Below are 23,488 nucleotides of genomic sequence, written 5' to 3'. Positions count from 1 at the left end.
AGAATCAAGACAACAAGACGAGGCGGGCACCCGACCCTGAACTGCTCCACCCGGGTGCCTGCCTCTTTTGTTTCGTGTGTCGCTTTTTCCCGGCCTCGATCGCTTCTATCCAAGCAGCCACGCAACCATAACCAACGCCCCGATGCACAGGACCGTTGTACAGAGGATGACATCCCGGGCCATTGTCATCCCGCGTCCGTAGGGAGAAGCGAAAAGGAAGACGTTCTGTGCGGTTGGCAGTGCGGCCATGATGACGCTGGCCAAGAGGTGCTGACCCTCCAAGCCGAACACGAAGCGCCCCAGCGCCCAGACCACCACTGGCATGCCAGCCACCTTCAACGTGGTAGCAACTACGGTCTCCACGCGGCCATCGCCCTTTTGGAGAGGCGCCTTGCCAGCCAGCGACATGCCAAAAGCCAGCAGAACCATGGGGACGGCCGCGCCGGCCAGCATATCGATGGGTCTCTGAACGAGCTCCGGAGCCTCCCACCCCGTCAGGGCCATCACCACCCCCAGGCCCGAGGCGATAATCATGGGATTGGAGAAAGGCTGCAACAGCATCCGTTTCCACGAGATTCTCGTGCCGCCTGCCACGCCCAGGACGCTGAGGTAGAAGGGCGCCATGATCAGGAGTTGAACCAGAAGGACTGGAGCAACGTGCTGCGCCGTGCCCACTGCATACAACGAAACAGGAATGCCGATGTTGTTCGCGTTGGCATAACTGCTTGCCATGGCACCAACCGCCGTTTCCGCGACCGGCCGCCGGAAGAACAGGAAGCTCAGCAAACAATAGAGAAGGCCTACGACGGTTGCCGACAGGAGCGCAAGAGGGGCGTCGACGCCGAGGGCGGCACGAATGTCACTTCCACCTACCACCGTGAACAGCAGTGCAGGATTGGTGATGTAGAAAGCCGTCCGGGTCAGTGCGCTTTGTACATCCGGGGCCAGCACTTTGTAGCGGGCGGCGAAGTAACCCACCGCGATGACCGAGGCGACGATGAGGATCCCCGACACAACGCCGCCCACAGTGCTCCTAAGAATTGGTCAGAAACCGTTTTCTCAGCGTAAGCGACGCCTGAATGACTGTCCAATTCCGGCCGTTCCGCAGCACACGTTCTACAACACTCGGCGGCCCGAAACACTTGGCGGCCCGAAACACTTGGCGGCCCGAAACCCCTGATATTCGCTAGATCCGGGGCCGCGAAGCCCAGCGCTGTGCCTTCAGTGCAGCGTGCAACTCGAGCCTGATGGCCCCGCTCAACGGATCAGCTCCGATGAGTTGGCGGATCCGGCCAAGGCGGTTGTAGATGCTGCTCCTGTGCAGATGAAGTTTCGCTGCGACGTCCTGCACTGAGCTGTCGTTGTCATAGAGCAGTTCCAGCACGGGCAGGAGTTCGCCGTTCTTGTCCTGGTCCTCCAACGTCCGGAAATGAACGGAGCCTGTGTCATCCCAACCACCCGGCGCCTGAAGACGATCGAAGAGTTGATACACGCCCACCGCCCGGCTCTCCACCAGTTCCCCCAGGGGCGGATCCACGGCTGCGGCCTGGGCTGCCACTTTCGATTGCCTGTAGGCGCCAGCCAGTTGCCGGATAACCTGGAACGGCTCACTGATGCCCAGGATCACCCGGTCCACTTTGCGGCCAGCCCGCTTTGCAAGCTCCAATTGATAGTGCACCAGAACCTGGGCGTGATCAGCCCGGCCACCGGATTCGCGGAACAGGACAACGGAATGGGTCTCCGTCCCGGCGCTGAACAGCGCGGCGTTGACACCAATGGTGGACTGCAACGCTGCTGTTCGGTGCGTTAGCGTTGCGGCAATGGGGTCGACGTCGGTTCCGCCGCCATCCGCGTCCAGGATGGTCACCAGTTGCCAAGGACCGCGGCCTTGGATCTCCTTCCAACCGGCCACCGCTGCCACCGCATTCGATTCGCCAGTGCAGGCCGCCAGAAACTCCTGCTCCCGCCTCCTTCTGAACTCCGATTCCGCGGTGTTTGAGTCCAGCAACAAAGCAGCCAACAGGTCCAGTTCGTCACGTACGCCGGGCAGTTCGGCGAGTATCGCCGTCGCGGTTTGCTCCTCAAGGTCCTGCTGCACCCACAAGTAGCCCACCCGGAAACCGCGCACCAGCAGCGGGACGCAAACGCGGCCGAGCATGCCCAGCTCGTCGTTCGCCGGAACAACAACCGGTCGCACCGCCGTCGCGATGCCGTGGGAGAGCTGCCAGGCACTGACATCGCTTGGCACACGTTTGCTCAGGAGGAAGTTCACCCTCACGCGGTCGGCGTGCGATTGGTTGGAACTGTAGGCGAGGAGGACGCCGTCGAGGTCCTCCAGGGACAGGCCCCTGCCAAGTTTGAGCGCCACGCGTTCAACGATCTCCTCGACGTCCTGCTGCATCCAGAAAGCGTACCAACATCAGGCGACACCTGACGCCCCAGACCTCGACAAATGTCGAAGCGCATAGCAAAAGTTCCTTGAATTTCCGCGGTTTCCATTCAGGCGGGCTCCAAGATCCATGTCGCCTGCCTCACAGCCGGATTTATTCTGGAATCACAGCCCACAGCAAATATCCGGCCGAAAAAGCCGCAAACGATGGAGCCAGCAAATGATCATCGGCGTCCCCAAAGAAATCAAGAACAACGAGTTCCGCGTAGCCATCACGGCCGCAGGTGTCCACGAGTTCCGCACTCACGGACACACCGTTCTGGTTGAGCGGGGTGCGGGCCTGGGCTCTGGCATCACGGACGAGGAATACTCGATCGCGGGCGCTGAAATCGTTGCCGACGCGGACGACGTCTGGGGCCGTGCCGACATGGTCATGAAGGTCAAGGAACCCATCAAGGCCGAGTACCACCGCTTCCGCAAGGGCCTCATCCTCTTCACCTACCTGCACCTCGCCGCCGAGCCCGAACTCACTGCCGAGCTCATCAACTCCGGCGTCACGGCCATCGCCTACGAAACGGTGCAGGAAGGCCGCACCCTTCCGCTGCTCGCCCCGATGTCCGAGGTCGCAGGCCGCCTGTCCGTGGTGGTCGGCGCTTCCTCGCTGATGGCACCGGCGGGCGGCAAGGGAATCCTCCTTGGCGGCGTACCGGGCGTCCGTCCGGCCAAAGTTGTTGTCCTCGGTGCCGGTGTTGCCGGAACCAACGCTGCCGCCATGGCTCTGGGCCTCGGTGCTGATGTCACCATCATGGACATCAACATCAACCGCCTGCGGGAACTCGATGCTCTTTACCAGGGCCGCTTGAAGACCGTGGCATCCAACGCCTACGAGATCGAGAAGTCAGTTGTCGACGCAGATCTCGTGATCGGCTCCGTCCTGATCCCGGGCGCCAAGGCTCCCAAGCTGGTCACCAACGAACTCGTGTCCCGGATGAAGCCGGGCTCGGTGCTGGTGGACATCGCCGTGGACCAGGGCGGTTGCTTCGAGGACACACACCCCACCACCCACCAGGAACCGACGTACAAGGTCCACAACTCGATCTTCTACTGCGTTGCCAACATGCCTGGCGCTGTTCCGAACACGTCCACGTACGCACTGACCAACGTCACCCTGCGCTACGCCGTGGCACTGGCCAACCTGGGCGTCAAGGCCGCATTCGACCGCGACCCCGCCCTGGCCGCCGGCCTCAACATCGCCGCAGGCCACGTGGCACACCACTCGGTTTCCGAGGCGCACAACCTGCCCCTCGTTGCCGACTGGCACAGCGTGGTTACCGCCTAGGCTTTGCCCTTGCGGCGGTGACAAGTCGCCGGCCCGCTGTTCCGTTGCTGTCCAGCAACGGAATAGCGGGCTTTGCACGTGCTGGGCAGCAAACCCGTGCTGGGCAGCAAATTGCCGGGCAGCAAACCCGTGCTCTAGCCGTTGCCGGGGGCGACTGGTTCCTCAGGGACCACGTGAGTGGGAACCGGCACAGGGATATCCGATTGCCGAAGGGTCGGCGGGGTTACGTTGGGGGCCTCGATGCCCGGCGGCGTGATGGGTGCTGCGGGAGTCGGGATGCTGATGTTGCCGGGCTGACCATTCCCGGGGAGCCTGGGTACTTCGGGCGTTCCCCCGTTGGGAGCCTTGGGTGAATTGGAATGTCCGGACGCGCCATTGGTGCCCCCTTGAGGCTCCTGGCCCGGGTTGGCGCCATTTCCCGAGGTGCCATTGCCCCCGGGGTTGCTGCCGGATCGGTATGGGGTTGCCGGAGTCACGGTGCGGCCACGCTCCTGCTCGGAGGGGGAACCAGGATTATGCCCCGATCCATTGCCTGATCCCGGCGTGAGCTGCGAAACTACTGAGCCGATCGTCGAGCCCAGATGTTGGAAAGCACCCGGGATGCCACCCTCGGAAGCAGCCGCGGCCGTAGCGCCGCCTGCCAATGACACTGCCACAGCGAGCCCGGCGATCGCAGTGCGCCGCTTACGACGACGGCGGGCCGCGAGTTCGTCAACGGAAGTTAAGTCAGTGGATCCTTCGACGGACGCAAGTACCGCCGTCGATGCACCCGCCGTGGCGGAGGCGACCTCCGCCGTCGTGCTTGTGCCGCTGGCCGCCCGGCCGCCGATCATCAACGCGCGGACGGCCGCAGAGGGCGGCGGAGCGGTGCTGGCGAGGGAGCGCAGTTCAAGAAGTTCGGCACGGATGTCGCGGGCGTCGTCGAATCCGGAATCGGCCAACAGACGGTCAATGGCCCGCTCGCCTGTATAACCGTCGGCGCCACCGGTCCGTCGTCCGGCCGGGGTGATGTGTTCACTCATGGTGTGCCATTCCTTCGTAGTGCACTTTTCCTCAGTGCACTCAATGCCCTGCGCTGCAGTTGTTTTATTGCCCCTTGGGATTTGCCCATAATGGCCGCCGTTTCTTCCACGGAGAGGTCAGCCACCACCCTCAACGCCAGGACTTCGCGATGATCTGCGGCGAGGTCCTCCAGAAGTTCCGTGACGCCCAGGCTGCCGCGGCCAAATGCCTGGTCCTCTGCCGAGGGCGCCTGCCGCGCATCGAGCTCAGCCTCATACGGAGCTGAATCCGGGGTCCGTTCACGCTTGCGGTAATGGTCCACCATGCGCGCGTGGGCGATCGAGAACAGCAGGGTCCTGGCCCCTTGGAGGCCACCCTGCAGATCCGGCAGCTTCGGATACAGGGCGAGGAAGACGTCCTGCGTCACGGCCTCGGGATCGTCCACACCGCGGGCCCGGAGGTAGCCGAAAACCGGGCCGGAGAACTGGTTGTAGGCATCGGTGAAGAGCAGAGCGGGATCGTCATTGTCCGTCTGCACATATTCATCAGCTAATGGGTTTAGCACCCGTGGATGCCTCCATCCCGCGCAGCGCAGCGGCCTCTCTGGAGCACCCTCCCCGGTTCTTTTCCGGGGTCAGGACATCCGTTGCCACTGCCGTCTGTTACGTACTCCACCGTCCGTAAAGTGGTGGGGCTCCCCGTACCAGACGAAGGAGCCCCACCCTTAAACCGTAACCGCTGAGCGCTTAGCGGACCGAATCGAGGCCTGCACCGGGAGCGGCAGGAACCTCGGTGGGCACCTGCGTCGGCAGCGCCGGAGCGGCCGGTGTTGCAGGGACAGCGGGGACAGCCGGGGCACCGTCCGTTCCCGGAACAGCCGGGACAGCAGGAACTGCCGGCACCTTGGCTGCAACGGAAGCGTCAGCGTTTGCGGATCCGTCAGCCTTCAGACCGGCAGCCTTGCCGGCGTCGACTACTGCCTGGCAGTGGGCTTCAACGTTGGCTTCGCCGCCTGCGGCAACAACCAGGGACTTGAAACCGGGGACCTTGGTGTCAGCCTTGAGGCCACCGTTGATGAAGGCAGTGCAGAGACCGAAAGCTTCAGGTGTTGCGGCGACGGCGTCTTCGGCCTTGGACTTCGCAGCGTCAACAGCGTCCGTTGCCTTGTCTTCGCCAGTCTTGGCGGCGTCGGTAGCCTTTGCCTGGGCGGTCTCGACGGCGTCAGTCGCCTTGGCCTGGCCGGCTTCGGCCGCGTCTGCCGCCTTCGTGGCGAGCGGTGCAGGTGCGCCGACGAGGTCGTGGGCGCTCTGCTGGATTTCGGTGGGAAGCGCGCCATTGAAGGCAGCGACACCGGTTCCGCCGGCAGCTACGGCTCCGGCAGCCAGGACGCCGGCGGCGACTTTGCTGGTGGCAAGGACAGTGAACAAGGACATAAAAGCCTCCGACAAACGATGTGGGGATTGCCCCGGCAGCGTTTGGGTCGCTGCCGGATGATCAGCGTGCGGACGTGGCCCGCACACCCTCTACATCGTTCCGGGCACCGCTGAGGTTACGCCTTCCTCGAAAAAATGTTTTCCGGGCAGGACCTGCCTGAACAAATCCACACTTAGGAAGCCAATGCCCTGGCCTGTTCGATCAGCTTCAGCACCGCCACTGAGTCGGCCGGATCCACAGGTGAGGGAAGCGCGGAGGCCGCACCGTCGTCGTCGATCTTTTCGGCGAGGAGGCGATAGAACTCCTGGTAGGCCCCGCGCTCGGTGGCGACGGTTCGGCGCTGGCCGTCCAACTCAAGGGTCCCGTAGTTTTCGGCAGGTTCGACGCCGTACTCCGCGGCCGTCGGCAGTCCACCGCCCAGAATAAAGGGTTCCTGCGGATCGGTGCCGAACTTAACAAATCCGCCCTTCGTGCCCAGCACGCGGAAGCGGGGGCCGTGGAGGTGGCTGTTGAGGTTCAGGGTCACGTGGCTGACGACGCCGGATTGGTGTTGAAGCGCGATGAAGACGTCGTCGTCGGCCTTCTCCTGCGGACGTCGTGCCATGATCTCCGCATAGGTGACGTGCGCGGGTCCGAAGAATTGGAGGGCCAGGTCCAGCACGTGTGCACCGAGGTCGAACAGGACCCCACCGCCGTCCCCGGCAGTAGCGCTTGCCTTCCACGCTTTGGCGATCTCCGGCGCCCAGCGCTCCATCCCCGCTTCAAACCTGGTCACCGCACCCAGCGTCCCGGCGTCGAGCAGTTTCTTCAGGGTGAGCGCGTCTCCGTCCCAGCGGCGGTTCTGGTAGACAGTGAGGACACGGCCCGCTTGCGCGGCGAGTTGGATCAGCTCCTCACCTTGGGCACTGTGGACGACAAACGGCTTATCGACGACGACGTCGAGCCCGGCTTCCAGCGCGGCTTTCGCCAGCGGATAGTGCGTTGCGGGCGGTGTGCCAAGGACGACGAGATCCAGTTCGCCGGCTAGCGCCAGGATGTCCTGCGGCGTGCTGACGACCTTTGCCTGCGGGTATCGTTCAGTGGCTCTGGCCTGTCTTTGGGCGTCGGATGTGGCAATGACGGCAAGCTCATACGAACTGTTGCAAGCAATGAAGGGCGCATGGAACACGCTGCCGGATAACCCAAAACCTGCGATGGCGGTGCGAATCGGCCTGGAAGTCATGCCCCAAGGCTAATTCAGCAAACCTCCCGGCGGTGCGCGCTGCGGAAGGTCAGGACGTGAGAGAACGATCGGGAAAAGGCCGCAGGACGTGAGAGAACGATCGGGAAAAGGCGGCAGGATGTGAGAGAGGGACCAGGAAAAGGCCGGGAGCGGCCCTGAACCGCTGAACAGTTCAGGGAAGCTCCCGGCCTCGTTGTGTTTAGGTCCTAGGGCAAAGCGTTACTTCTTGGCGCCCTTTTCCCAGCCGAGAGTGGTCCAGTCCGGAACGTTGGACAGGCTCTTGAACAGGGACGGTCCGTAGTTGGCCAGGCCCGTACGTACAAACTGGATCTCCGGGCCGTTGAGGACTGTGCCCATGGAGAAGTACTTCTCCATGTGCTTCTTCTCTACGTCCATGGCCGCCTTGTTGCGTTCCTTGTCATCCGCGATGGTTGCCAGGCGCTTGATCTCGGCATCCAGCTCAGCGTCGCCGAGGCCGTTCTCGTTGGTGGTGGAGTCGTAGAACTGCTTGACGGCGTCGGTTGCGTCTGCACCCACGGTGTAACCGGAGATGGTTACGTCGAACTCGCGGCCGCCAATGACCTTGCCGAAGTCGGCGTCTCCGCGCTGATCGATGGAAACATCCATGCCCGCTGCCTTGAGCTGGTTCTGCAGGGTCTGCGACGTTGCCGCCGTGGTGGGGTCGTCTCCGAAGTTGGTGATCTTGAAGGAAACAGGAACACCGTCCTTCGCCATGATGCCCTTGTCATTCGGGGCGTAGCCGGCATCGGTCAGGACCTTCTTGGCCTGCTCAGGGCCGGTTTCCTTCACGGGGTAGTTGTCCTGGTAGTACTCGGAGAAAGGCATGAGCATCATGGAACCCGAGCTTTCCTCGGACCAGTTCAAGCCGTTGAAGCGGACATCGCGGATGGCCTTGCGGTCCACTGCGGTGAAGATTGCCTTGCGTACGGCCACATCGGTAAGGGCCGGGCGCTTGGCGTTCAGGTTGAGGCCACCTGCGAACAGGCGCTGGCCACGGCGGATATCGGAATCCTTGGTACCTTCGAGCTGCTTGTAGCGGCCCAGGGTACGGCCGTTGGCTGCGTCGATTTCACCGTTCTTGAACGCGGCAATCGTGGCGCTTGGCTCCATCTGGCGCCAAACCACCTTGTCAAGGACCGGCTTCTGGCCCCACCACTTGTCGTTCGGAACCATGGTCACCGTTTTTGCGGTGGTGTCGTAGTTTTCAATCTTGAACGGGCCAGCCATCCACTCGGGGTGCATGTTGCCTGCGAAGCCCGTGTTGAAAATTTCAGGCGTGTTGATTGCCGGGTGGATCAGGCCGAAGAAGAGACCTTCCAAAGGGAAGACGGGCTGGGTGGTGGTGACAATGACTTCTTTGTCGTTGGCGCCGGCCTTGACCGAGTCCACGAAAGCGTAAGCGCCCGCCGAAACGATGTCGATCGACTTATCGTCGCCCTTGAGCATCTTCCACGTGTTCTCAAAGGTCTTGACGTCGATCGGCGTTCCGTCGTTCCAGTTCGCCTTGTCATTGACCTTGATGGTGATGGTCTGCTTCCCATCCTTGACTTCGCTCTTGACGTCTTCGCAGAAGTCCTTGTTGGGCTCTGCTTTGCCGTCGAAGTCCAGCTTCCAGCAGCCGCCGATGCCGCCGCTGTTGATGGAGGCCGTATTAACCGGAGTCATCAGCGCAGAGTTGTCTGCGCTGTTGCCCACATTGGAGAAGCCGTTAAAGTCAGGGCCAATGCTGCCTATGGCAAGGGTGACAGTGCCGCCCTGCTCCAGGTCCTTGGCTTCCTTGGCATTAACGCTAATGAGCTTGCTGATGTCACCGCCAGCTTCTTCGGCCTTCTGGGAGGCCGGACCCGACGGCGTTCCCCCGCCGCAAGCGGTCAGCATCAGTGCAGCTGCAACTGCTACGCCGCCGATCGTCGTGTACTTCTTCATGGTTTGCCCTTCATGTTTACGACTGGAAATCTTTACGAATTGAATACAGGGTTCAATCAATGAGTCATTTGTCGTCAGGCATGCACCACCAGCATGTCGGCATCTATTTCCCCGTCCGGGAAGAAGCATGCAAACTCCTGTTGACCTTCTGAAGCAAGTGGCGGCTCCAGAGTAAGGCACTTCTCCTGCTTGGCGGCAGGTAGTGCGGCGAATACCGGGCAACGCGTTGCGAAATTGCAACCCTTTGGCGCATCAAGCGGGCTGGGAAGGTCGCCCTGCAGGATGATGCGTTCACGCGTGCGTTCCAGATTGGGATCGGGTACCGGGATCGCAGAGAGCAGGGCCCTCGTGTAGGGATGCCGCGGATTGTCGAACACTTCGTCCACGTCGCCGGTTTCCACGATCTTGCCCAGGTACATCACGGCCACGCGATCCGAGATATGGCGGACCACGGAGAGATCGTGGGCAACCATCAGGTAGCTCAGGCCCAGTTCGGCACGTAGCTGGTCCAGGAGATTGATAACGCCGGCCTGGACGGAGACATCCAAAGCAGAGACAGGTTCGTCCAGCACCACAAGTTTCGGGTTCACTGCGAGCGCCCGCGCAATGCCGATGCGCTGGCGCTGGCCTCCGGAGAACTGGTTGGGGAAACGGTTGACGTGGTCCGCCTGCAGGCCCACGAGCCGCATGAGTTCCATAATGCGCTTCCGGACGGCGGCCTTGGGCATGCCCAGGTTTTCCAGCGGTTCGGCCAGGACTTCGTACACCGTGAAGCGTGGATCCAGTGCACCCGTGGGGTCCTGGAACACCATCTGCATTTCCTTGCGCATGGCCATCTTCGTCCTGGCGTCGGTGGCAACCTTATTGCTGACGCCGCCGATGACCACTTCACCCACTTGGTCCGGGTGGAATTCCATGATTTCCAGGAGCGTGGTGGTCTTGCCGCAGCCGGATTCGCCGACGATCGAGAGGCATTCGCCTTCGCGGATGTCGAAACTCAGCCCGTCAACGGCCTTGACTGTGCCGATCCTGCGCTTGATCAGCGCGCCCTTGAGGAGTGGGAAGTGTTTCTTCACGTCCTTGAGCTCAAGGACCTTGTCCCGCTCAACGCGAGCCACGCCGTCGAACTTTGAAACGGGCTTGGGCGGCGCCTGGAAAATCTCGTGGGCGTCCGCGTCGCCCGATAGCTGGTCCGTTTTGATGCAGGCTGCCCTGTGGCCTTCGGAACCCGGCACCGAAAAGAGTTCGGGCTCGCCGTGCAGGCAGGCATCGCTGGCCAGCGGGCAACGCGGCGCGAACGAGCAGCCGGTTACGGGAAGCGTCAGGTTGGGCGGCGTGCCTTCGATCGGAACCAGTGACTGTTTGTTGGCGGTGTCAACGCGGGGCACGGCGCCGAGGAGACCCATGGAGTACGGCATCCGTGGGTTGTAGTAGATGTCCTCCACAGTCCCGGTTTCCACCGGCTTCCCTGCGTACATCACCATGATGTCGTCGGCCATGCCCGCCACGACGCCGAGGTCGTGCGTGATCATGACGACGGCGGCGCCGGTCTCCTCTTGCGCGGTGTGCAGGACTTCCAGCACCTGCGCCTGGATGGTGACGTCCAACGCCGTCGTCGGTTCATCGGCGATGAGCACACGTGGATCGTTGGCGATCGCGATGGCGATCATCACGCGCTGGCGCATCCCGCCGGAGAATTCGTGCGGGAAGGCTTTCAGCCGGTCCTTGGGACTGGGGATGCCAACCATCCGCAAAAGTTCGACGGCGCGGGCTTCTTTGGCCTGCTTGCTCATGGTGGGGTTGTGGACGGTCAGGGCCTCGATGATCTGGTTCCCGACGGTGTAAACGGGGGTCAGCGACGATAGCGGATCCTGGAACACCATGGCGATGTCGCTGCCGCGGTGCTTGCACATGGCTTTGTCGCTGAGGCCCAGGAGTTCCTTGCCCTTGTAGCGCACCGAACCGGAGATGTCCGCAGTCTCGGGGAGGAGTCCCATGATGGCCATGGACGTCACGGACTTTCCCGATCCCGATTCGCCCACGATGCCCAGGGTCTTGCCGGGCATGAGGTCGAAGTCCACGCCGCGCACTGCGTGGACAACACCGTTCTCGGAATTGAAGCGGACGTTGAGGTCCCGGACGCTCAGGACGGCGTCGCCGGGGGCGTAGAGTCCAGCGTCGCGAAGCCGCTCTGCGGGGGTGTGGGAGATGTTGGTACTCATTTGCGGGTCTTCTTTACTGTTCGTGCTGTGGTCCGCTTCGCGCGGCCGATCGAACTGGAGCTGGGGTCGAAGGCGTCGCGGAGGCCATCGTTCATCATCGCGAGCGAACCGGTCAGGAGGAACATAACGGTCAGCGGAACCCAGAACATCCACGGGAACGAGGACACCTGGCCGGTGGCCTGGCCGATGAGGACACCCAGGCTGACATCGGGGAGCTTGATGCCGATGCCGATGAAGGAGAACGCCACTTCGGCCAGCACGGCACCGGTGATACCGCGGGTGAAATCGAGGACCAACAGCGAGCCGATGTTCGGGACGAGGTGGCGCCACACGATCTTGCGGGACGGGACACCCATGTACTTGGCGGCTTTGACGTAGTCCCGCTGCATGAGGGACATCGACAATGAGCGCACCAGGCGGGCCGTGCCCATCCAACTGAAGAACAGCAGCACGATGATCAGCAGGAGCCAGCTGGGAAGGTCCTTGAGTCCGCCGCCTCCACTGGTGGCCACGGCGACCACAAGGATGGCCGGCATCATGATGAGGGCTTCAAGGATGAACAACATCACGGCGTCCACTTTGCCGCCGAAGAACGCCATGGTGCAGCCATAGACGGCGGAAATCAGGACAGATACGCCTCCCACGATCAGGCCGATGAAGATCGAGATCCGAGTGCCTTCAACGATGAGCGCCATGAGGTCGATCCCTGCTTGGGACGTGCCCAGGAAGTGATCCGGTGATGGTCCCATTCCGATGTTGAGGGGATCAATCGTCTCCTTATTCCAGGGCGTCAGGAACCCGCCGAACAAGGAGAAGAGGAACAGCGCCAGGAAGATGAACAAACCGGCGACGGCGGTACGGTTGCGCATGAAGCGACGGAAGATAATGCGGGTCTTGCCGATAACGACGTCCTGGTCGGCAACCCTGGATTCGTCGATTTCCGCGATGGGGTCAATGATGTTCGTCATTACTGGACCCTCACTCGTGGGTCGACCAGCGTCGTCGCGAAATCGGCAAGGATGGCACCGATTGCGAAGATCACTGAGCCGTAGGCCAGCGTAGCCGTGGCGACGTTGACGTCCTGAAGCCCGATTGCCTGGATACTCCACAGGCCGATGCCTGGCCAGGCGAAGATCGCCTCGGCAAAGAAGCCACCGGTAAAGATCGCGGGGATGGTGAAGGCGATGCTTTGCGCCACGGGAATGAAGGAGACCCGCAGGGCATGCCGTCTGATGGCCTGGTTGCGGGTGAGGCCTTTTGCCCTGGCCGTGCGGACAAAGTCGGCATTCACGTTGTCCAGGAGATACTGCCGCTGGGCTATCTGGTAACCGGCCCAGCCGAAGATGGTCATCGCAAAGGTGGGCACGGCGTAGTGGGCCACGAGGTCAACGAAAGCCGGCCAACCCGGCTCGATCCCCGGCGTCGAAATGCCGGTGACGAAAAAGATGCGCTGGCCTACGGTTTCGTTGACGCTGATGGCCCCCAACTGCACCAGGAAGTAGGCGATCGGCGCGGGAAGGATGTGCACCAGGTAGCTGTAGGACGTGATGACGCGGTCCTGGTACTTGTACTGCCGCGCTGCTGAATAAACGCCGAGCGCGACGCCGATGATCAGCGTCAGGATGATGGAGGCGATAAACAGCCTTGTGGAAACAAGTACCCGGTCAGCGAATTCGGCGTTGACGAATGCCCCGTTTGGGCTGCGGCCCCAGTCCCAGCGGGTAATGATGCCGCCGAGCCAGCCAATATAGCGTTCCCAGGGACTGGCGTCAGGGTCCAGTCCAAGGCCACGGAAGGAGGCTGCCACCTGTTCCGGGGTTGGCCGCGGGATCTTCTCCTGTTCCAGGACCGCCGGTTTGAGCGTTGATACTGCCAGGAAATAGCCCGCGCTCGTGGTCAGGAAGATCATGATCAGGTAGATGCCCGACCGCTTCGTCAGATATTTCAGCATGTCGGGCGGCTGCCCTGGATCGTGGCAAAGCTCAATGCTCGTCCTTCCGCGGTTCCCGGCTGTGGCCGGCGTCAGCTACGAATTGGCATGAAGGGTGATGGCCCCCCAGACCCCTCCACGTGAACACCGCCCTTTTATGGCATGGGTCACATTCAAGAGGAAACTACCACAATAACTGCTTCACGTTTCGCTCAAAGAGGCCCCGTTTCAAGCCTGCAGCCAGATTGTTATCTGTATTCGCGTCACGATCCCAACGTCCGCGGCACTGTGGCGCTTACGGCCTACTCTCGTAGGTGGGCTAGGAAGATCGCATGAGGCGCGTGACGAGTTCGCGCCAGGAGTCCGTGAGCCTCTTCGGCGAGATGCCGTGAACCCTCACGTCGTTGACGATTCGTTCCGGATCCAGCGCGGAAAGCAGCGACATTGCCATGACCCACGGATCCGTGATGCCGGCCTCCCGCAGCAGGACCTCTACATGTCGGTGGGCAAGGACGGTGGCCGGCACGTCAAAGCGATTGCGGGCATTGGTTGCGGCCGCTTTGAGGAGCTCCCCGTTTTCCAGGACGAAGTAGATACGGCCCTCACCGAAGGCCACCAGGCGCTCGCTCGGCGTCGCGCCCGGGCCCAGTGGTGGCGGACCAAACATGAAGCCGCGCTGGAATTCAGATTCAGAGTCACTCAGAAGGGTCATCATCAGGCCGGCCCGGCTACCAAAGCGGCGGAACACGGTCCCCTTGCCTACTTTGGCCTTGCAGGCGAGCGCGTCCATGGTGAGCGCTTCTACTCCGAACTCGTCAACCAGCTCGCGGGCAGCGCAGAGCAACCGCTCGCGATTCCGGGCGGCATCGCTGCGCTCATGCGGCGGACCAAGGGGCACGTCCGGCTGGATTGGGATCGAGCTCACAAGAAACATTCTAGACCCGGGAATAGAAACCGGACCGCAGTCCGTTTAGTATCAGTGAAGGTCCCAACACTTACAAAGGAGACACCATGTCAAAGAGCACCGTTCTTACCCTCGTCGGCAGCCTCCGCGCTGATTCCCACAACAAGAAGCTCGCCGAAGCCATCCAGCTGAACGCACCGGAGAACGTCGAAGTCCAGATCCACGATTCCCTGGGCACCATCCCGTTCTACAACGAGGACATCGACGTCGAAGGCCAGGTTCCCGCCGAAGCTGCGGCCCTGCGCGCCGCTGCAGCAAACGCCGACACCCTTCTCCTCGTCACCCCCGAGCACAACGGCACCATGCCCGCATCGCTGAAGAACGCCATTGACTGGCTGTCCCGCCCCTACGGCGCCGGCGCACTCAGCGGCAAGCCGACCGCCGTCGTCGGAACCGCTTTCGGCCAGTTCGGCGGAGTCTGGGCACAGGACGAGGCCCGCAAGGCTGTCGGGATCGCCGGCGCCAAGGTCCTTGACGACGTCAAGCTGGCCGTCCCGGGTTCCATGATCCGCTTCGCTGAACTCCACCCGAAGGACGACGCCGAGGTTGTCGAGCAGATCAAGGCTATCTTCGAGCCCCTGACTGCCGTTCAGGAAGAAGAAGCCGCAGCCTAGCCTTACCGCTTTCCTTGCCCCCGCTCCGTGCCTGCGAATTTGCAGGACGGAGCGGGGGCATTTGCGTTTCCCGTGTCTACGGGACGCAGCGTGATCAACTCTTGTCCGAACCGTCACCGTAGCGGCATTTTGCTCCAAGTCACACGGGCCTAACGTTGAACTACAGGTGGACGGACAGGAGCGTGGGGCTGTCATGCGTGCCGGGCGGAGGCCAACAAGTACGACGGCGATCCCGGCTGCCTGCCTCGTGCTGGGTCTGCTGCTGGCCGGCTGCACTTCGGACCCGGGTCGTTTGCCATCGCCCGAGGCTGGTTCGCCTGTTCCCGTGGCGGGCCCCTCGAGTCCGGCGCGTGATGGCAATGCTGCCGCGGATGGGGCCTCCGGCGCTCCGTCTCTGCCGTCCACGACGACCGGGGGCACTGCGGACCGTGATTCGACAGCCGAACCTTCCAGCACTTCGGGCCCTGGGGGCGGGGGCAGTTCCGGCAGTTCCGGCAATTCCGGCACGGGTACCCCTGGCATTGGGGCGACCGAAACGCCCAAGCAAGGTGACGCCGTCGAGCCTGTACCCGTCGCTACGCCGAGCCCTTCACCGACGGCTGTTGCTCCCGTCGCCCGGGCTGCGACCGTACCCCAGGACCTGAATTTGGGGCCGGCTGTCTACTACGTTGCCGTTGACGACGGGGGCTCAAGAGGTGTCCGCTTCGGATGCAACGACAGTCTGGTGCCTGTCCGGGGCGCCCTGGCGCCCGGCGACCCTTTGACGCTGGCCCTGAGCCGCCTGCTGGAAGCCGGCATGCCCCTGGACACTGGGGCGGGCCTCTACGATTCGCTGGCTAATTCCTCCTTGCACTTCGCGTCGGGATACGTCAGCGGAGCAACCGTGGTGGTGAATTTGAGTGGAACGTTGCGCCCCGGAGGAGTCTGCGACATCCCGCGCATTGAAGCCCAGTTGACCCACACCATCGTCTCCGCCAGCGGAGCATCCCGGGCCGAAATCTACATCAATGGCAAGACTTTGGCTGAGGCGCTGAGCCTGCGTTAGTGCGGTTACTGCAGTCAGTGGGGTTAGTGCGCTTTGTGCGCGCGGACCGTCCGGATTTGTTAAGGCCTGGGGCCGCAGCCTCTCAAGCCGTTGCGATGGCCAGCACCCGCCGGAGCGCCCACGCCACGCGGAGCAGCGCAAGCACGGACGCGAAGGCGAGAACGAAGACAACCGCCTCCGGGATCCAGAGGCCCCTGGGCCCATCGCCCTCCAGCACCACGGTGACGAGGGCAGCCACCACCAGCAGGCCAAGCCCCGGGATGGCGAACAGGAACACTTCTCCGATTTGGCGACGATGCAAGGCGGTGAGCTTCTCCAGGGGAAGCTCACGCTGCCCGGGCGCCGCCTTTTTGCCGAGCACGTTGATCAGCATGGAGACGCTGGTGAGCGTGAGGCCAGCGGTAGCACCAGCCAACGTAGCGAGGGTTTGGAACAGGGTTCGACGGGCACCTGGATCGACGCCCTCCAGCATCAAGGGCTGCTCCAAAAGCCGGGCCAAGCCAAGCCCCATCAGCACAGCCACTACCGCCCACGCAAAGTCTGCCGGCGGATGGAGCAGAAACCACCTCCACACCGTCCGGCGGCGCCCGGCGTGCTCTACGTCAACCTCGTACAAGCTCATGATCCGCGCTGCCTTCTGATCCCCCCGCTGGTTTAACATCCCCGGGCTTTGCCTTGGCGGCTTCCTCCTTTGTGGACGCTGCCAGAGCTTCCCGCACTGCCGCCATTCCACCTGCGACGATGTCCGGCACAGGGACCGAGTCTGCTGAGCCTCTGATTTCCGGCAGCGTGAGGGCGAAGAATGCTTCGTTATCCCTGGCCTGTTTGTTCAGGATTGCGACTGCCTCGGCAGCGGACTTCCGGGGATCGTTGAACACATCGGGGTCCACTTCGACGTGGGAGATGAAACGCTCTTTCAGCAGGTCAACCACCTCGCGGTCACCGGTCAGGGAGTCCTTGCCCTCGGCCACGACGTAGTCGAAGTGCTCTACGGATCCCGCCCTGCGGAAGAGGTCAATGAGCTGCTGGATGCGTTCCCGGATCCGTTGCTTGTCCCCGGCCCCTCCCGAACGGCCCACAGTGAGGGAAATCCGGAAGGTTCCCTCAGTCATCAGGCGCGAGGCACTCTCCAGAACGTCAGCCCATTCACCCTCCATCAACTTTCCGGAGAGGCGTTCAGCAGGAAGCGCGAACTCGAAGCGACTCACCTCAAGCCTGGTAAGGATCTCCTCAATATCCTCACGGACCACCGGGACCAGTCCGGGTTCAAGCCCCAGCATGCCTTCGAGGTACTCCCCCATCCTGGAAGCCCGGGGGCCGTTGCCACTGGTCAACACGGCGATGACGTTCCGCTTCAGGAAGGCAAAGTAGGTGGTTTCCAGAAGATGGTCACCCGGCTCCAAGGGGAGGGGCTTGCGGCGTCCAAGCGCATCCCCAACGCTGGGCAGGTTCGTATCGCGGACCCGATCCAGGAGGATTACCGGATGCGGTGAGAAAGATGCGGTCTGGGCAACCAACACCGTGCCGTCCATGCCGATGAAATGCCGGTCCGTCCCAGCTTCCTGGGCCTTCTTGAGTACCTCCGCAACGCGGCGCGCCGGAAACGGAGCGCGCAGATCCTCGCCATTCAGTTGGTCAATGCGCCAGAACTGCACACTGCGTCTTGCCATCCGCCCTCCCCTGCCTGCGGTCTTTGCTACTGATTCCAAGCTAATGGCGGGGTCAGACATTAAAGCCGGGTTCCGACGTCGTGCGCTTTCATCTGCCCAAACCGCGCTGCTTACGGCCTGTATTTGGGCCCTTGGGCGAAGAGCGCATCCATCTCGTCGTGGCTGCGGGTGCCTGCCAATCCTGCCCAGTTACCGTCGCCCAGAATTTCCTTCGCCACCCGTGCGACTTTTGCGTAGGCAGCTTTAGCCGTATTGCCGCCGATGCTGACGCGCCGTATGCCGGCGTCGTGAAGTTCGAGTGGCGAAGGCGCACCTACTCCCGCAAGGGCATTAAGGGGCGCGGGGATCTTGCTGGAGAGTTCGTGCAGGACGTGAAGGTCCACGACCCCGGGAACGAAGATGCCGTCCGCACCCGCCGTGAGGTAGGACTCAGCACGGCGCAAGGTCTCGTCATAAGCGTTCTCCGAATATTGTCCGGAGAGGTATGTGTCGGTTCGGGCATTGATGAACAAAGGGATTCCACGCTCGTCCGCCACGGCACGGATCAAGGCGATACGCCGCGATTGTTCGTTGATGTCCGTCAGTGGCTCCGCAGCCGAATCCTCAATGTTGATGCCGATCGCGCCTGCATCCAGCACTCCGTGCACGGTGGCCCGAAGTTCATCGTCCGTGCGCCCGTATCCAGTTTCGATGTCGGCAGTTACCGGCAGTTTGGTTGCCCCTACCACCCGCCCAAGCGCCGCCATCGCCAGTCCCCAAGGCACGTGGTCCCCGTCCCGGAAGCCCAGGCTCCAGGAAACTGCCGAGCTTGAGGTAGCTATCGCCGTCGCACCAGCCTCCTGCACCACGCGGGCGGAAGCCGCGTCCCAAACGTTCACCAGGACCAGCGGCGTGGGTCCGGCGTCGTGAAGCTTGTGGAAGAGTTCGGCTTTGGTCACGGATCCCCGGTGCAGTGTCATAGCTACATTCCAGCCCCTACCGTTCCCGGCGTAAAGGAAACCACGCAAACCGGCGCGTTCTTGAAAACATATGTTGCCTAATTAGCAACCTTCAGGAGTATCCTGTCACTGTGACCCACGAAACATTGGATGCCGGCACCAAGCTGCCCGCTGAAGCCATCGACGCCATTGAGCGGGCCGCCACGGCCGCCGCCCACCCGCACGAGGAACTGTTCTCCGCGCGGGCCGCCAACATCAAGCAGTCCGCTGTCCGCGACGTCTTCGATATCTCCATGCGGCCCGGCCTTGTCTCGCTCGCAGGCGGCAACCCGTACCTGCAGTCGCTGCCGCTGGAAAAGCTTGGCCAGACCGCCGCCAGGATCATCGCCGAAGACGGGATGACCGCCCTGCAATACGGCGGGGGCCAAGGGACCGCTGAACTGCGCCAGCAAGTCTGCGCGATCATGGGCGCAGAAGGCATCATGGACGCCCAGCCTGAAAACATCGTGATTACTGCTGGTTCCCAGTCAGCGCAGGATGTGGCCACCAAGGTCTTCTGCAATCCCGGCGACGTTGTCCTCGTCGAAAACCCCACTTACGTCGGGGCCCTGAATACGTTCGAGGCCTACCAGGTGCAGGTGGAGCCAATCGAAATGGACGACGACGGGTTGGTACCTGAGCTGCTTGAGGCCAGGATCGCCGCGCTCCAGGCAGAAGGCAAGAGCATCAAGTTCCTCTATACGATCCCCAACTTCAACAATCCCTCGGGCATCACCCTGGCAGAGTCGCGCAGGCAGAGGATCGTAGATATATGCCGCAAGGCGAATATCATCGTGCTGGAGGACAACCCCTACGGCCTGCTGCGGTTTGACGGCCACCCGATCGCACCGATGCGGGCTGCAAATCCCGATGACGTCATCTATCTGGGGTCCTTCTCCAAGATCTTCGCGCCGGGTCTCCGCATTGGCTGGGCCTTGGTGCCCGCACACCTGCAGCGTCGGTTCTACCTGGCCTCCGAAGCAGTCACGCTTTGCCCGCCGCCCCTGAACCAAATGCTTGTCTCCGCATATTTGCGTGACTACGACTGGCGGGGGCAAATCGAAACCTACCGCGGCCTGTACGCGGAACGCTGCAAAGCCCTTCTCAGCGCCCTGGACGAATACATGCCAGCGGGGCTCTCGTGGACACGCCCCGACGGTGGATTCTTCGTCTGGGTCACGTTGCCCCAAAACGTGGACACCTACCCTTTATTGAAGAAGGCCATCGATGCGGGGGTTGTCTTCATACCCGGCGCAGCGTTCTCGCCGGCAGATGGCCCGTCCAACAAGCTCCGTCTGGCGTTCAGTGCTGTACCGCCGGATACGATTGCCGAAGGCGTACGTCGTCTGGCCCCTGTTCTCGCAGAGGCCATCAAAGCCACCACTGAAGGAGCAGCACTATGACCGGGGTTGTCATTGTAGGAGTAGACGGTAGCGAGACGGCGATGAGGGCGGCCAAGGCTGCCCAGCAACTGGCCATCGGGATTGGCGCCAGTCTTCGCGTGGTGAGCGCATTTGATAGCAACAAGACCGAGGTAGTTGAGATCGGGACCGATAAATGGATCGTGTCAGACGCTGCCGAAGCCGAAGCCGTCGCCCGCACGGTGGCGGAGCGCCTGGCTGATGAGCGCCTCGAGGTAACGTACTCGGCTGCCCGCGGCAAGCCCGGTGAAGCCTTGGTCAAAGAAGCAGAAATGCTCGAAGCGCGGTTGATTGTGGTGGGCAACCGGCGCATGCAAGGCCTTGGTCGTGTCCTTGGCAGCGTAGCCAACACGGTGGCCCACAATGCCCCCTGCGATGTCTACATCGCCAAGACCGACCAGCCGTAAGCGACCTGAATCACGCCGCCGGGTGGGGAGCCTCACCCGGCTTTTGGCGTGATTTTGGCCTGTCCCCCGAAGTCATCGTTATAAAATTGAGATGCCCCCAATGGCGTGAGCCATCCTCCATCAACTGACTTCAGGGGACTTCACTTGCTTACTTTGCAGCCGCGCCAGCGCGTTGGACACGACATCCTGCTTGCCCGCCATGGCAACAGCATCAGCACGATGCGTTTTGACCGCGCGAATGACCGCATCATCGCGATGCTCGACGACGGCTCCTGGGACAGCGCCCCCAACATGATTTCCCCCAGCCTGAACATGCCGGAAACTCTCACCAGCATCATGCGCAAGGACTGGCGGTTCCTCTCCCTTGCCTGCGTCGCAATGATCACCTTCGCAGCCATGGCTATGGGCATCAGCGTGGAGATGGCAAACCATATGTCCACCACGGAACTTCAGGCATTGCTGGTCAACTACCCCGCGTTCTGAAGCGGGGCCGCCTTTACGGCAGGTGTCCCCCACAGCAGGTGCCCCTTACAGCAGGTGCTGGCCTGGCCTCAGAGCATCCACTCCCTCAGCAGCCACCACAAACCCGCGATGACGGTACCGCCGAACAAAGACCCGGCGACGACTTGACCGAGCGTATGGGCGCGAAGCACCACCCGCGACCACCCCACGGCCGGAACAATCACCAACACGGGCAGCCAAGCAGGCCCAAACATCAAAACGGTAATGACGGCAGCGGCTGCGATGGCCGAAGTGTGTCCACTCATCTTCCAAAAAGCACTCACCACCGCAAGAACAGCAATGCCTCCGAGCAGCGCAATGATCATCAGTGAAACGCTCGTCGGACCCCCGACCAGCTGGAGCACCCCCACGCCCGCCAGCACGGAAATCAAGGCAAGCAACAGCAACGGCGGCCGCTGCCGGCGGTCGCTGACATGATGATCGGTGATTCTGCCCAGCCTGACCATCACCAGCACGTACGCCAACGGCAGGACACAGACGAAGAGAGCTCCCAGCAGCCCAAAACCCATGGTCCCGGGAAAGCCGGGTTCGATAGCCGGACTGATCAACAGGAGAGCCGTCACCACGATGGGCGGCTGGAAGGCTTCCGTCAGGACCCGGGCAACAACGCGCCAGGGTCCTGACAGCAACCGGACAGGCACATGACCAGAGTTGCCAGAAGCCACAGCGGTGTTCGACCCTGAAGCCGCCGTGTTGGCGGCCGGGCGATCAGTCAAAGCAACCCCGATCAGTCAAGCAACCCCGATCAGTCAAGCAATAGGGCCGGTTCTTCAAGGATGGCAGCCACATCGGCCATGAAGCGGGCCGAGAGGTCGCCGTCCACCACCCGGTGGTCAAAGGAGCCACCCAGCGTGGTGATCCACCGCGGAATCACTTCCCCGTCCAAAACCCACGGCTTCTGCTTGATGGTTCCAAACGCAATGATGGCAACCTCGCCCGGGTTGATGATGGGCGTACCCGTATCAATGCCAAGCGCACCGATGTTGGTGATGGTCAGGCTGCCGCCCTGCATCTCGGCGGGCTGCGTCTTGCCCGCCCGGGCCTTGGTGGCGAGATCGTTCAGGGCGAGGGCCAGCTCCTTGAGGGAGAGGTCCTGTGCGTCTTTGATATTGGGCACCATCAAGCCACGCGGTGTTGCAGCTGCAATGCCCAGGTTCATGAAGTGCTTGATCTGGATCTCCGCACCGCCGTTGCCATCAGCGTTCTCCACCCACGTGGCGTTGACACTGGGGTTCCGCGCGGCCGCCCAAATGACTGCCTTGGCCAAAATAAGCAGCGGGGATACCTTGATTCCCTCGAAGTCCCTCGAAACCTTGAGCCGTTTGACGAACTCCATGGTCCGGCTCGCATCGACGTCAACAAAGATGCTGACGTGCGGTGCCGTGAACGCGGACTCCACCATGGCCTTGGCGGTCGCCTTACGCACACCCTTAACGGGTACGCGCTCGATCCTCTGGTCCTGCGGCTTCTTGGAAGCACCCCAGAAAGACTCCGCCTGATCCAGCTCAGCGTCACGCTGCGCCTGATAGCTGACCAGGTCCTCGCGGGTCACCTCGCCGCGCTGCCCCGTGGCTACGACGTCGGCAAGGTCAATGCCGAGATCACGGGCGAACTTGCGCACCGGCGGCTTCGCCAGGACTTTGTTGACGAGCCCGCTGATGGTGCCGCTGATGGCGGCACCGCGTGATGCGGCGGTCTGGGCCGTAGACACTCCCGGCGCCGTGCCTTCTGGCGTCGTGACTTCCGGCGCTTGGGTGACCGGCGCTTGGGTTGCGGCCGCTTGGGTGACCGGCGCATGGGTGACCTGCGCGACGGCGGCACGTGTCGACGTCGGGCGATGAGGCACCGGCGCCTGGGCTGCTTGGGCAGCCAGAACCGCTTGGTGGTCCTGGACTGTACCTTCGGCGTTTTCGGCGACCGTAGTTGCCTCGCCAGTACCCGCTGGACGCTTGCGCGCACGGCGCTTCACGGCGTCGGCTTTGGGGCCGGAACCCACCAGCGGTCCGCCTGCCGGGCCGTTTTCGCCGTTGTCGGTATCAGCGGGAAGCTTGCCGTAGAGAGGGGCATCGACCGTGGGAGCCGACGCCGGAGCCTGGGTCACCGGTCCTGCGTCCCCGGGCTGGTTGTCCGAAACGGCGATGATTGCCGTGCCGACCTCCACCGTGATGCCTTCCTCGACCAACAGCTCGGTGACCGTTCCGGCGAAGGGCGAAGGGAGCTCAACGAGCGATTTCGCTGTCTCGATCTCGCACAGGACGTCGTTGATGGCAACGGTGTCGCCCGGCTTGACCTTCCAAGCCACTACCTCGGCCTCGGTCAGGCCTTCGCCGACGTCCGGCAGGTTGAATTTCTTTACAGTCACGGTGGTCCTCGATTTCCGTCT

Annotated in this window: 22 protein-coding genes; 6 read left to right on the top strand and 16 right to left on the bottom strand. The window is 62.5% G+C overall.

The features are described 5' to 3' along the window. Positions 1 to 105 precede the first annotated feature (105 nt). Positions 106 to 1,026 carry an AEC family transporter gene (locus AC6I97_RS03960; protein ID WP_497944126.1) on the bottom strand — a complete coding sequence of 307 codons (921 nt, stop codon included), beginning with the start codon at positions 1,024 to 1,026 and terminating at the stop codon, positions 106 to 108. Between the two features lie 160 nt (positions 1,027 to 1,186). Further along, a complete protein-coding gene (locus AC6I97_RS03955; protein WP_224165702.1) occupies positions 1,187 to 2,401 on the bottom strand; it encodes a PucR family transcriptional regulator in 1,215 nt (404 codons plus the stop codon). A gap of 208 nt (positions 2,402 to 2,609) precedes the next feature. Between AC6I97_RS03955 and ald the strand changes: the two genes are divergently transcribed. Then, a complete protein-coding gene (ald, locus tag AC6I97_RS03950) occupies positions 2,610 to 3,728 on the top strand; it encodes an alanine dehydrogenase (RefSeq protein WP_216926266.1) in 1,119 nt (372 codons plus the stop codon). A gap of 134 nt (positions 3,729 to 3,862) precedes the next feature. On the opposite strand, the gene AC6I97_RS03945 is transcribed toward ald, so the two are convergent. The 9 genes from AC6I97_RS03945 to AC6I97_RS03905 form a co-directional block, all read right to left on the bottom strand. Beyond that, positions 3,863 to 4,750, bottom strand: a complete 888-nt coding sequence (locus tag AC6I97_RS03945; RefSeq protein WP_497944125.1) for a hypothetical protein — start codon at positions 4,748 to 4,750, stop codon at positions 3,863 to 3,865. After that, positions 4,747 to 5,295: an RNA polymerase sigma factor gene (locus tag AC6I97_RS03940; RefSeq protein ID WP_497944124.1), complete on the bottom strand. Its 549-nt coding sequence runs from the start codon at positions 5,293 to 5,295 to the stop codon at positions 4,747 to 4,749. Before AC6I97_RS03940 ends, AC6I97_RS03945 begins: the two co-directional genes overlap by 4 nt. A gap of 181 nt (positions 5,296 to 5,476) precedes the next feature. Next, entirely contained in the window at positions 5,477 to 6,163 is a 687-nt protein-coding gene (locus AC6I97_RS03935; RefSeq protein ID WP_497944123.1) for a hypothetical protein, read from the bottom strand. A gap of 173 nt (positions 6,164 to 6,336) precedes the next feature. After that, positions 6,337 to 7,386 (bottom strand): Gfo/Idh/MocA family protein, encoded by a 1,050-nt coding sequence (locus AC6I97_RS03930; protein WP_497944122.1) that lies wholly within the window; start codon positions 7,384 to 7,386, stop codon positions 6,337 to 6,339. A 219-nt stretch (positions 7,387 to 7,605) separates the two neighbouring features. Then, entirely contained in the window at positions 7,606 to 9,333 is a 1,728-nt protein-coding gene (locus AC6I97_RS03925) for an ABC transporter family substrate-binding protein (protein WP_497944121.1), read from the bottom strand. Between the two features lie 74 nt (positions 9,334 to 9,407). Continuing rightward, positions 9,408 to 11,555 carry a dipeptide ABC transporter ATP-binding protein gene (locus AC6I97_RS03920; RefSeq protein WP_497944120.1) on the bottom strand — a complete coding sequence of 716 codons (2,148 nt, stop codon included), beginning with the start codon at positions 11,553 to 11,555 and terminating at the stop codon, positions 9,408 to 9,410. Continuing rightward, positions 11,552 to 12,523 carry an ABC transporter permease gene (locus AC6I97_RS03915; protein WP_497944119.1) on the bottom strand — a complete coding sequence of 324 codons (972 nt, stop codon included), beginning with the start codon at positions 12,521 to 12,523 and terminating at the stop codon, positions 11,552 to 11,554. The genes AC6I97_RS03920 and AC6I97_RS03915 overlap by 4 nt, the downstream gene beginning before the upstream one ends. Beyond that, positions 12,523 to 13,506, bottom strand: a complete 984-nt coding sequence (locus AC6I97_RS03910; RefSeq protein ID WP_224093251.1) for an ABC transporter permease — start codon at positions 13,504 to 13,506, stop codon at positions 12,523 to 12,525. The genes AC6I97_RS03915 and AC6I97_RS03910 overlap by 1 nt, the downstream gene beginning before the upstream one ends. A 298-nt stretch (positions 13,507 to 13,804) precedes the next feature. Then, a complete protein-coding gene (locus AC6I97_RS03905; RefSeq protein WP_224093248.1) occupies positions 13,805 to 14,410 on the bottom strand; it encodes a TetR/AcrR family transcriptional regulator in 606 nt (201 codons plus the stop codon). 86 nt (positions 14,411 to 14,496) lie between these two features. Here AC6I97_RS03905 and AC6I97_RS03900 point away from each other — a divergent pair, with 86 nt between their 5' ends. Together AC6I97_RS03900 and AC6I97_RS03895 are read left to right on the top strand one after the other, a co-directional pair. Further along, a complete protein-coding gene (locus tag AC6I97_RS03900) occupies positions 14,497 to 15,063 on the top strand; it encodes an NAD(P)H-dependent oxidoreductase (protein ID WP_224093246.1) in 567 nt (188 codons plus the stop codon). A 166-nt stretch (positions 15,064 to 15,229) separates the two neighbouring features. Then, positions 15,230 to 16,108 carry a GerMN domain-containing protein gene (locus AC6I97_RS03895; protein ID WP_309928178.1) on the top strand — a complete coding sequence of 293 codons (879 nt, stop codon included), beginning with the start codon at positions 15,230 to 15,232 and terminating at the stop codon, positions 16,106 to 16,108. 82 nt (positions 16,109 to 16,190) lie between these two features. Here AC6I97_RS03895 and AC6I97_RS03890 read toward each other — a convergent pair whose 3' ends face one another. The 3 genes from AC6I97_RS03890 to AC6I97_RS03880 all read right to left on the bottom strand — a co-directional run bounded on the left by AC6I97_RS03890 (position 16,191) and on the right by AC6I97_RS03880 (position 18,737). Continuing rightward, positions 16,191 to 16,730, bottom strand: coding sequence for a hypothetical protein (locus AC6I97_RS03890; RefSeq protein ID WP_497944118.1), 540 nt, complete (start codon positions 16,728 to 16,730; stop codon positions 16,191 to 16,193). After that, positions 16,711 to 17,778, bottom strand: coding sequence for a hypothetical protein (locus AC6I97_RS03885; protein WP_224093234.1), 1,068 nt, complete (start codon positions 17,776 to 17,778; stop codon positions 16,711 to 16,713). Before AC6I97_RS03885 ends, AC6I97_RS03890 begins: the two co-directional genes overlap by 20 nt. 110 nt (positions 17,779 to 17,888) lie before the next feature. Then, on the bottom strand, positions 17,889 to 18,737 hold the full coding sequence (locus tag AC6I97_RS03880) for an isocitrate lyase/PEP mutase family protein (protein ID WP_497944117.1): 849 nt from the start codon (positions 18,735 to 18,737) through the stop codon (positions 17,889 to 17,891). Positions 18,738 to 18,847: 110 nt separating this feature from the next. Here AC6I97_RS03880 and AC6I97_RS03875 point away from each other — a divergent pair, with 110 nt between their 5' ends. From AC6I97_RS03875 to AC6I97_RS03865, 3 genes are all read left to right on the top strand, one after another. Continuing rightward, positions 18,848 to 20,158: an aminotransferase-like domain-containing protein gene (locus AC6I97_RS03875; protein WP_497944116.1), complete on the top strand. Its 1,311-nt coding sequence runs from the start codon at positions 18,848 to 18,850 to the stop codon at positions 20,156 to 20,158. Then, entirely contained in the window at positions 20,155 to 20,583 is a 429-nt protein-coding gene (locus AC6I97_RS03870) for a universal stress protein (RefSeq protein WP_224165715.1), read from the top strand. Before AC6I97_RS03875 ends, AC6I97_RS03870 begins: the two co-directional genes overlap by 4 nt. Before the next feature lie 144 nt (positions 20,584 to 20,727). Beyond that, complete coding sequence (locus AC6I97_RS03865; RefSeq protein ID WP_224093208.1) at positions 20,728 to 21,066, top strand: hypothetical protein; 339 nt, start codon at positions 20,728 to 20,730, stop codon at positions 21,064 to 21,066. Between the two features lie 68 nt (positions 21,067 to 21,134). Here the strand turns inward: AC6I97_RS03865 and AC6I97_RS03860 are convergent, their stop codons facing one another. Together AC6I97_RS03860 and AC6I97_RS03855 are read right to left on the bottom strand one after the other, a co-directional pair. Beyond that, entirely contained in the window at positions 21,135 to 21,746 is a 612-nt protein-coding gene (locus AC6I97_RS03860) for a phosphatase PAP2 family protein (RefSeq protein ID WP_497944115.1), read from the bottom strand. A gap of 104 nt (positions 21,747 to 21,850) precedes the next feature. Then, entirely contained in the window at positions 21,851 to 23,467 is a 1,617-nt protein-coding gene (locus AC6I97_RS03855) for a dihydrolipoamide acetyltransferase family protein (protein WP_497944114.1), read from the bottom strand. Positions 23,468 to 23,488: the final 21 nt, after the last annotated feature.

The sequence above is a fragment of the Arthrobacter sp. TmtSoilC48 genome, from assembly GCF_059739425.1.
Note: the sequence above shows the minus strand (reverse complement) of the source record. Positions and strands in the feature narration are given on the sequence as shown.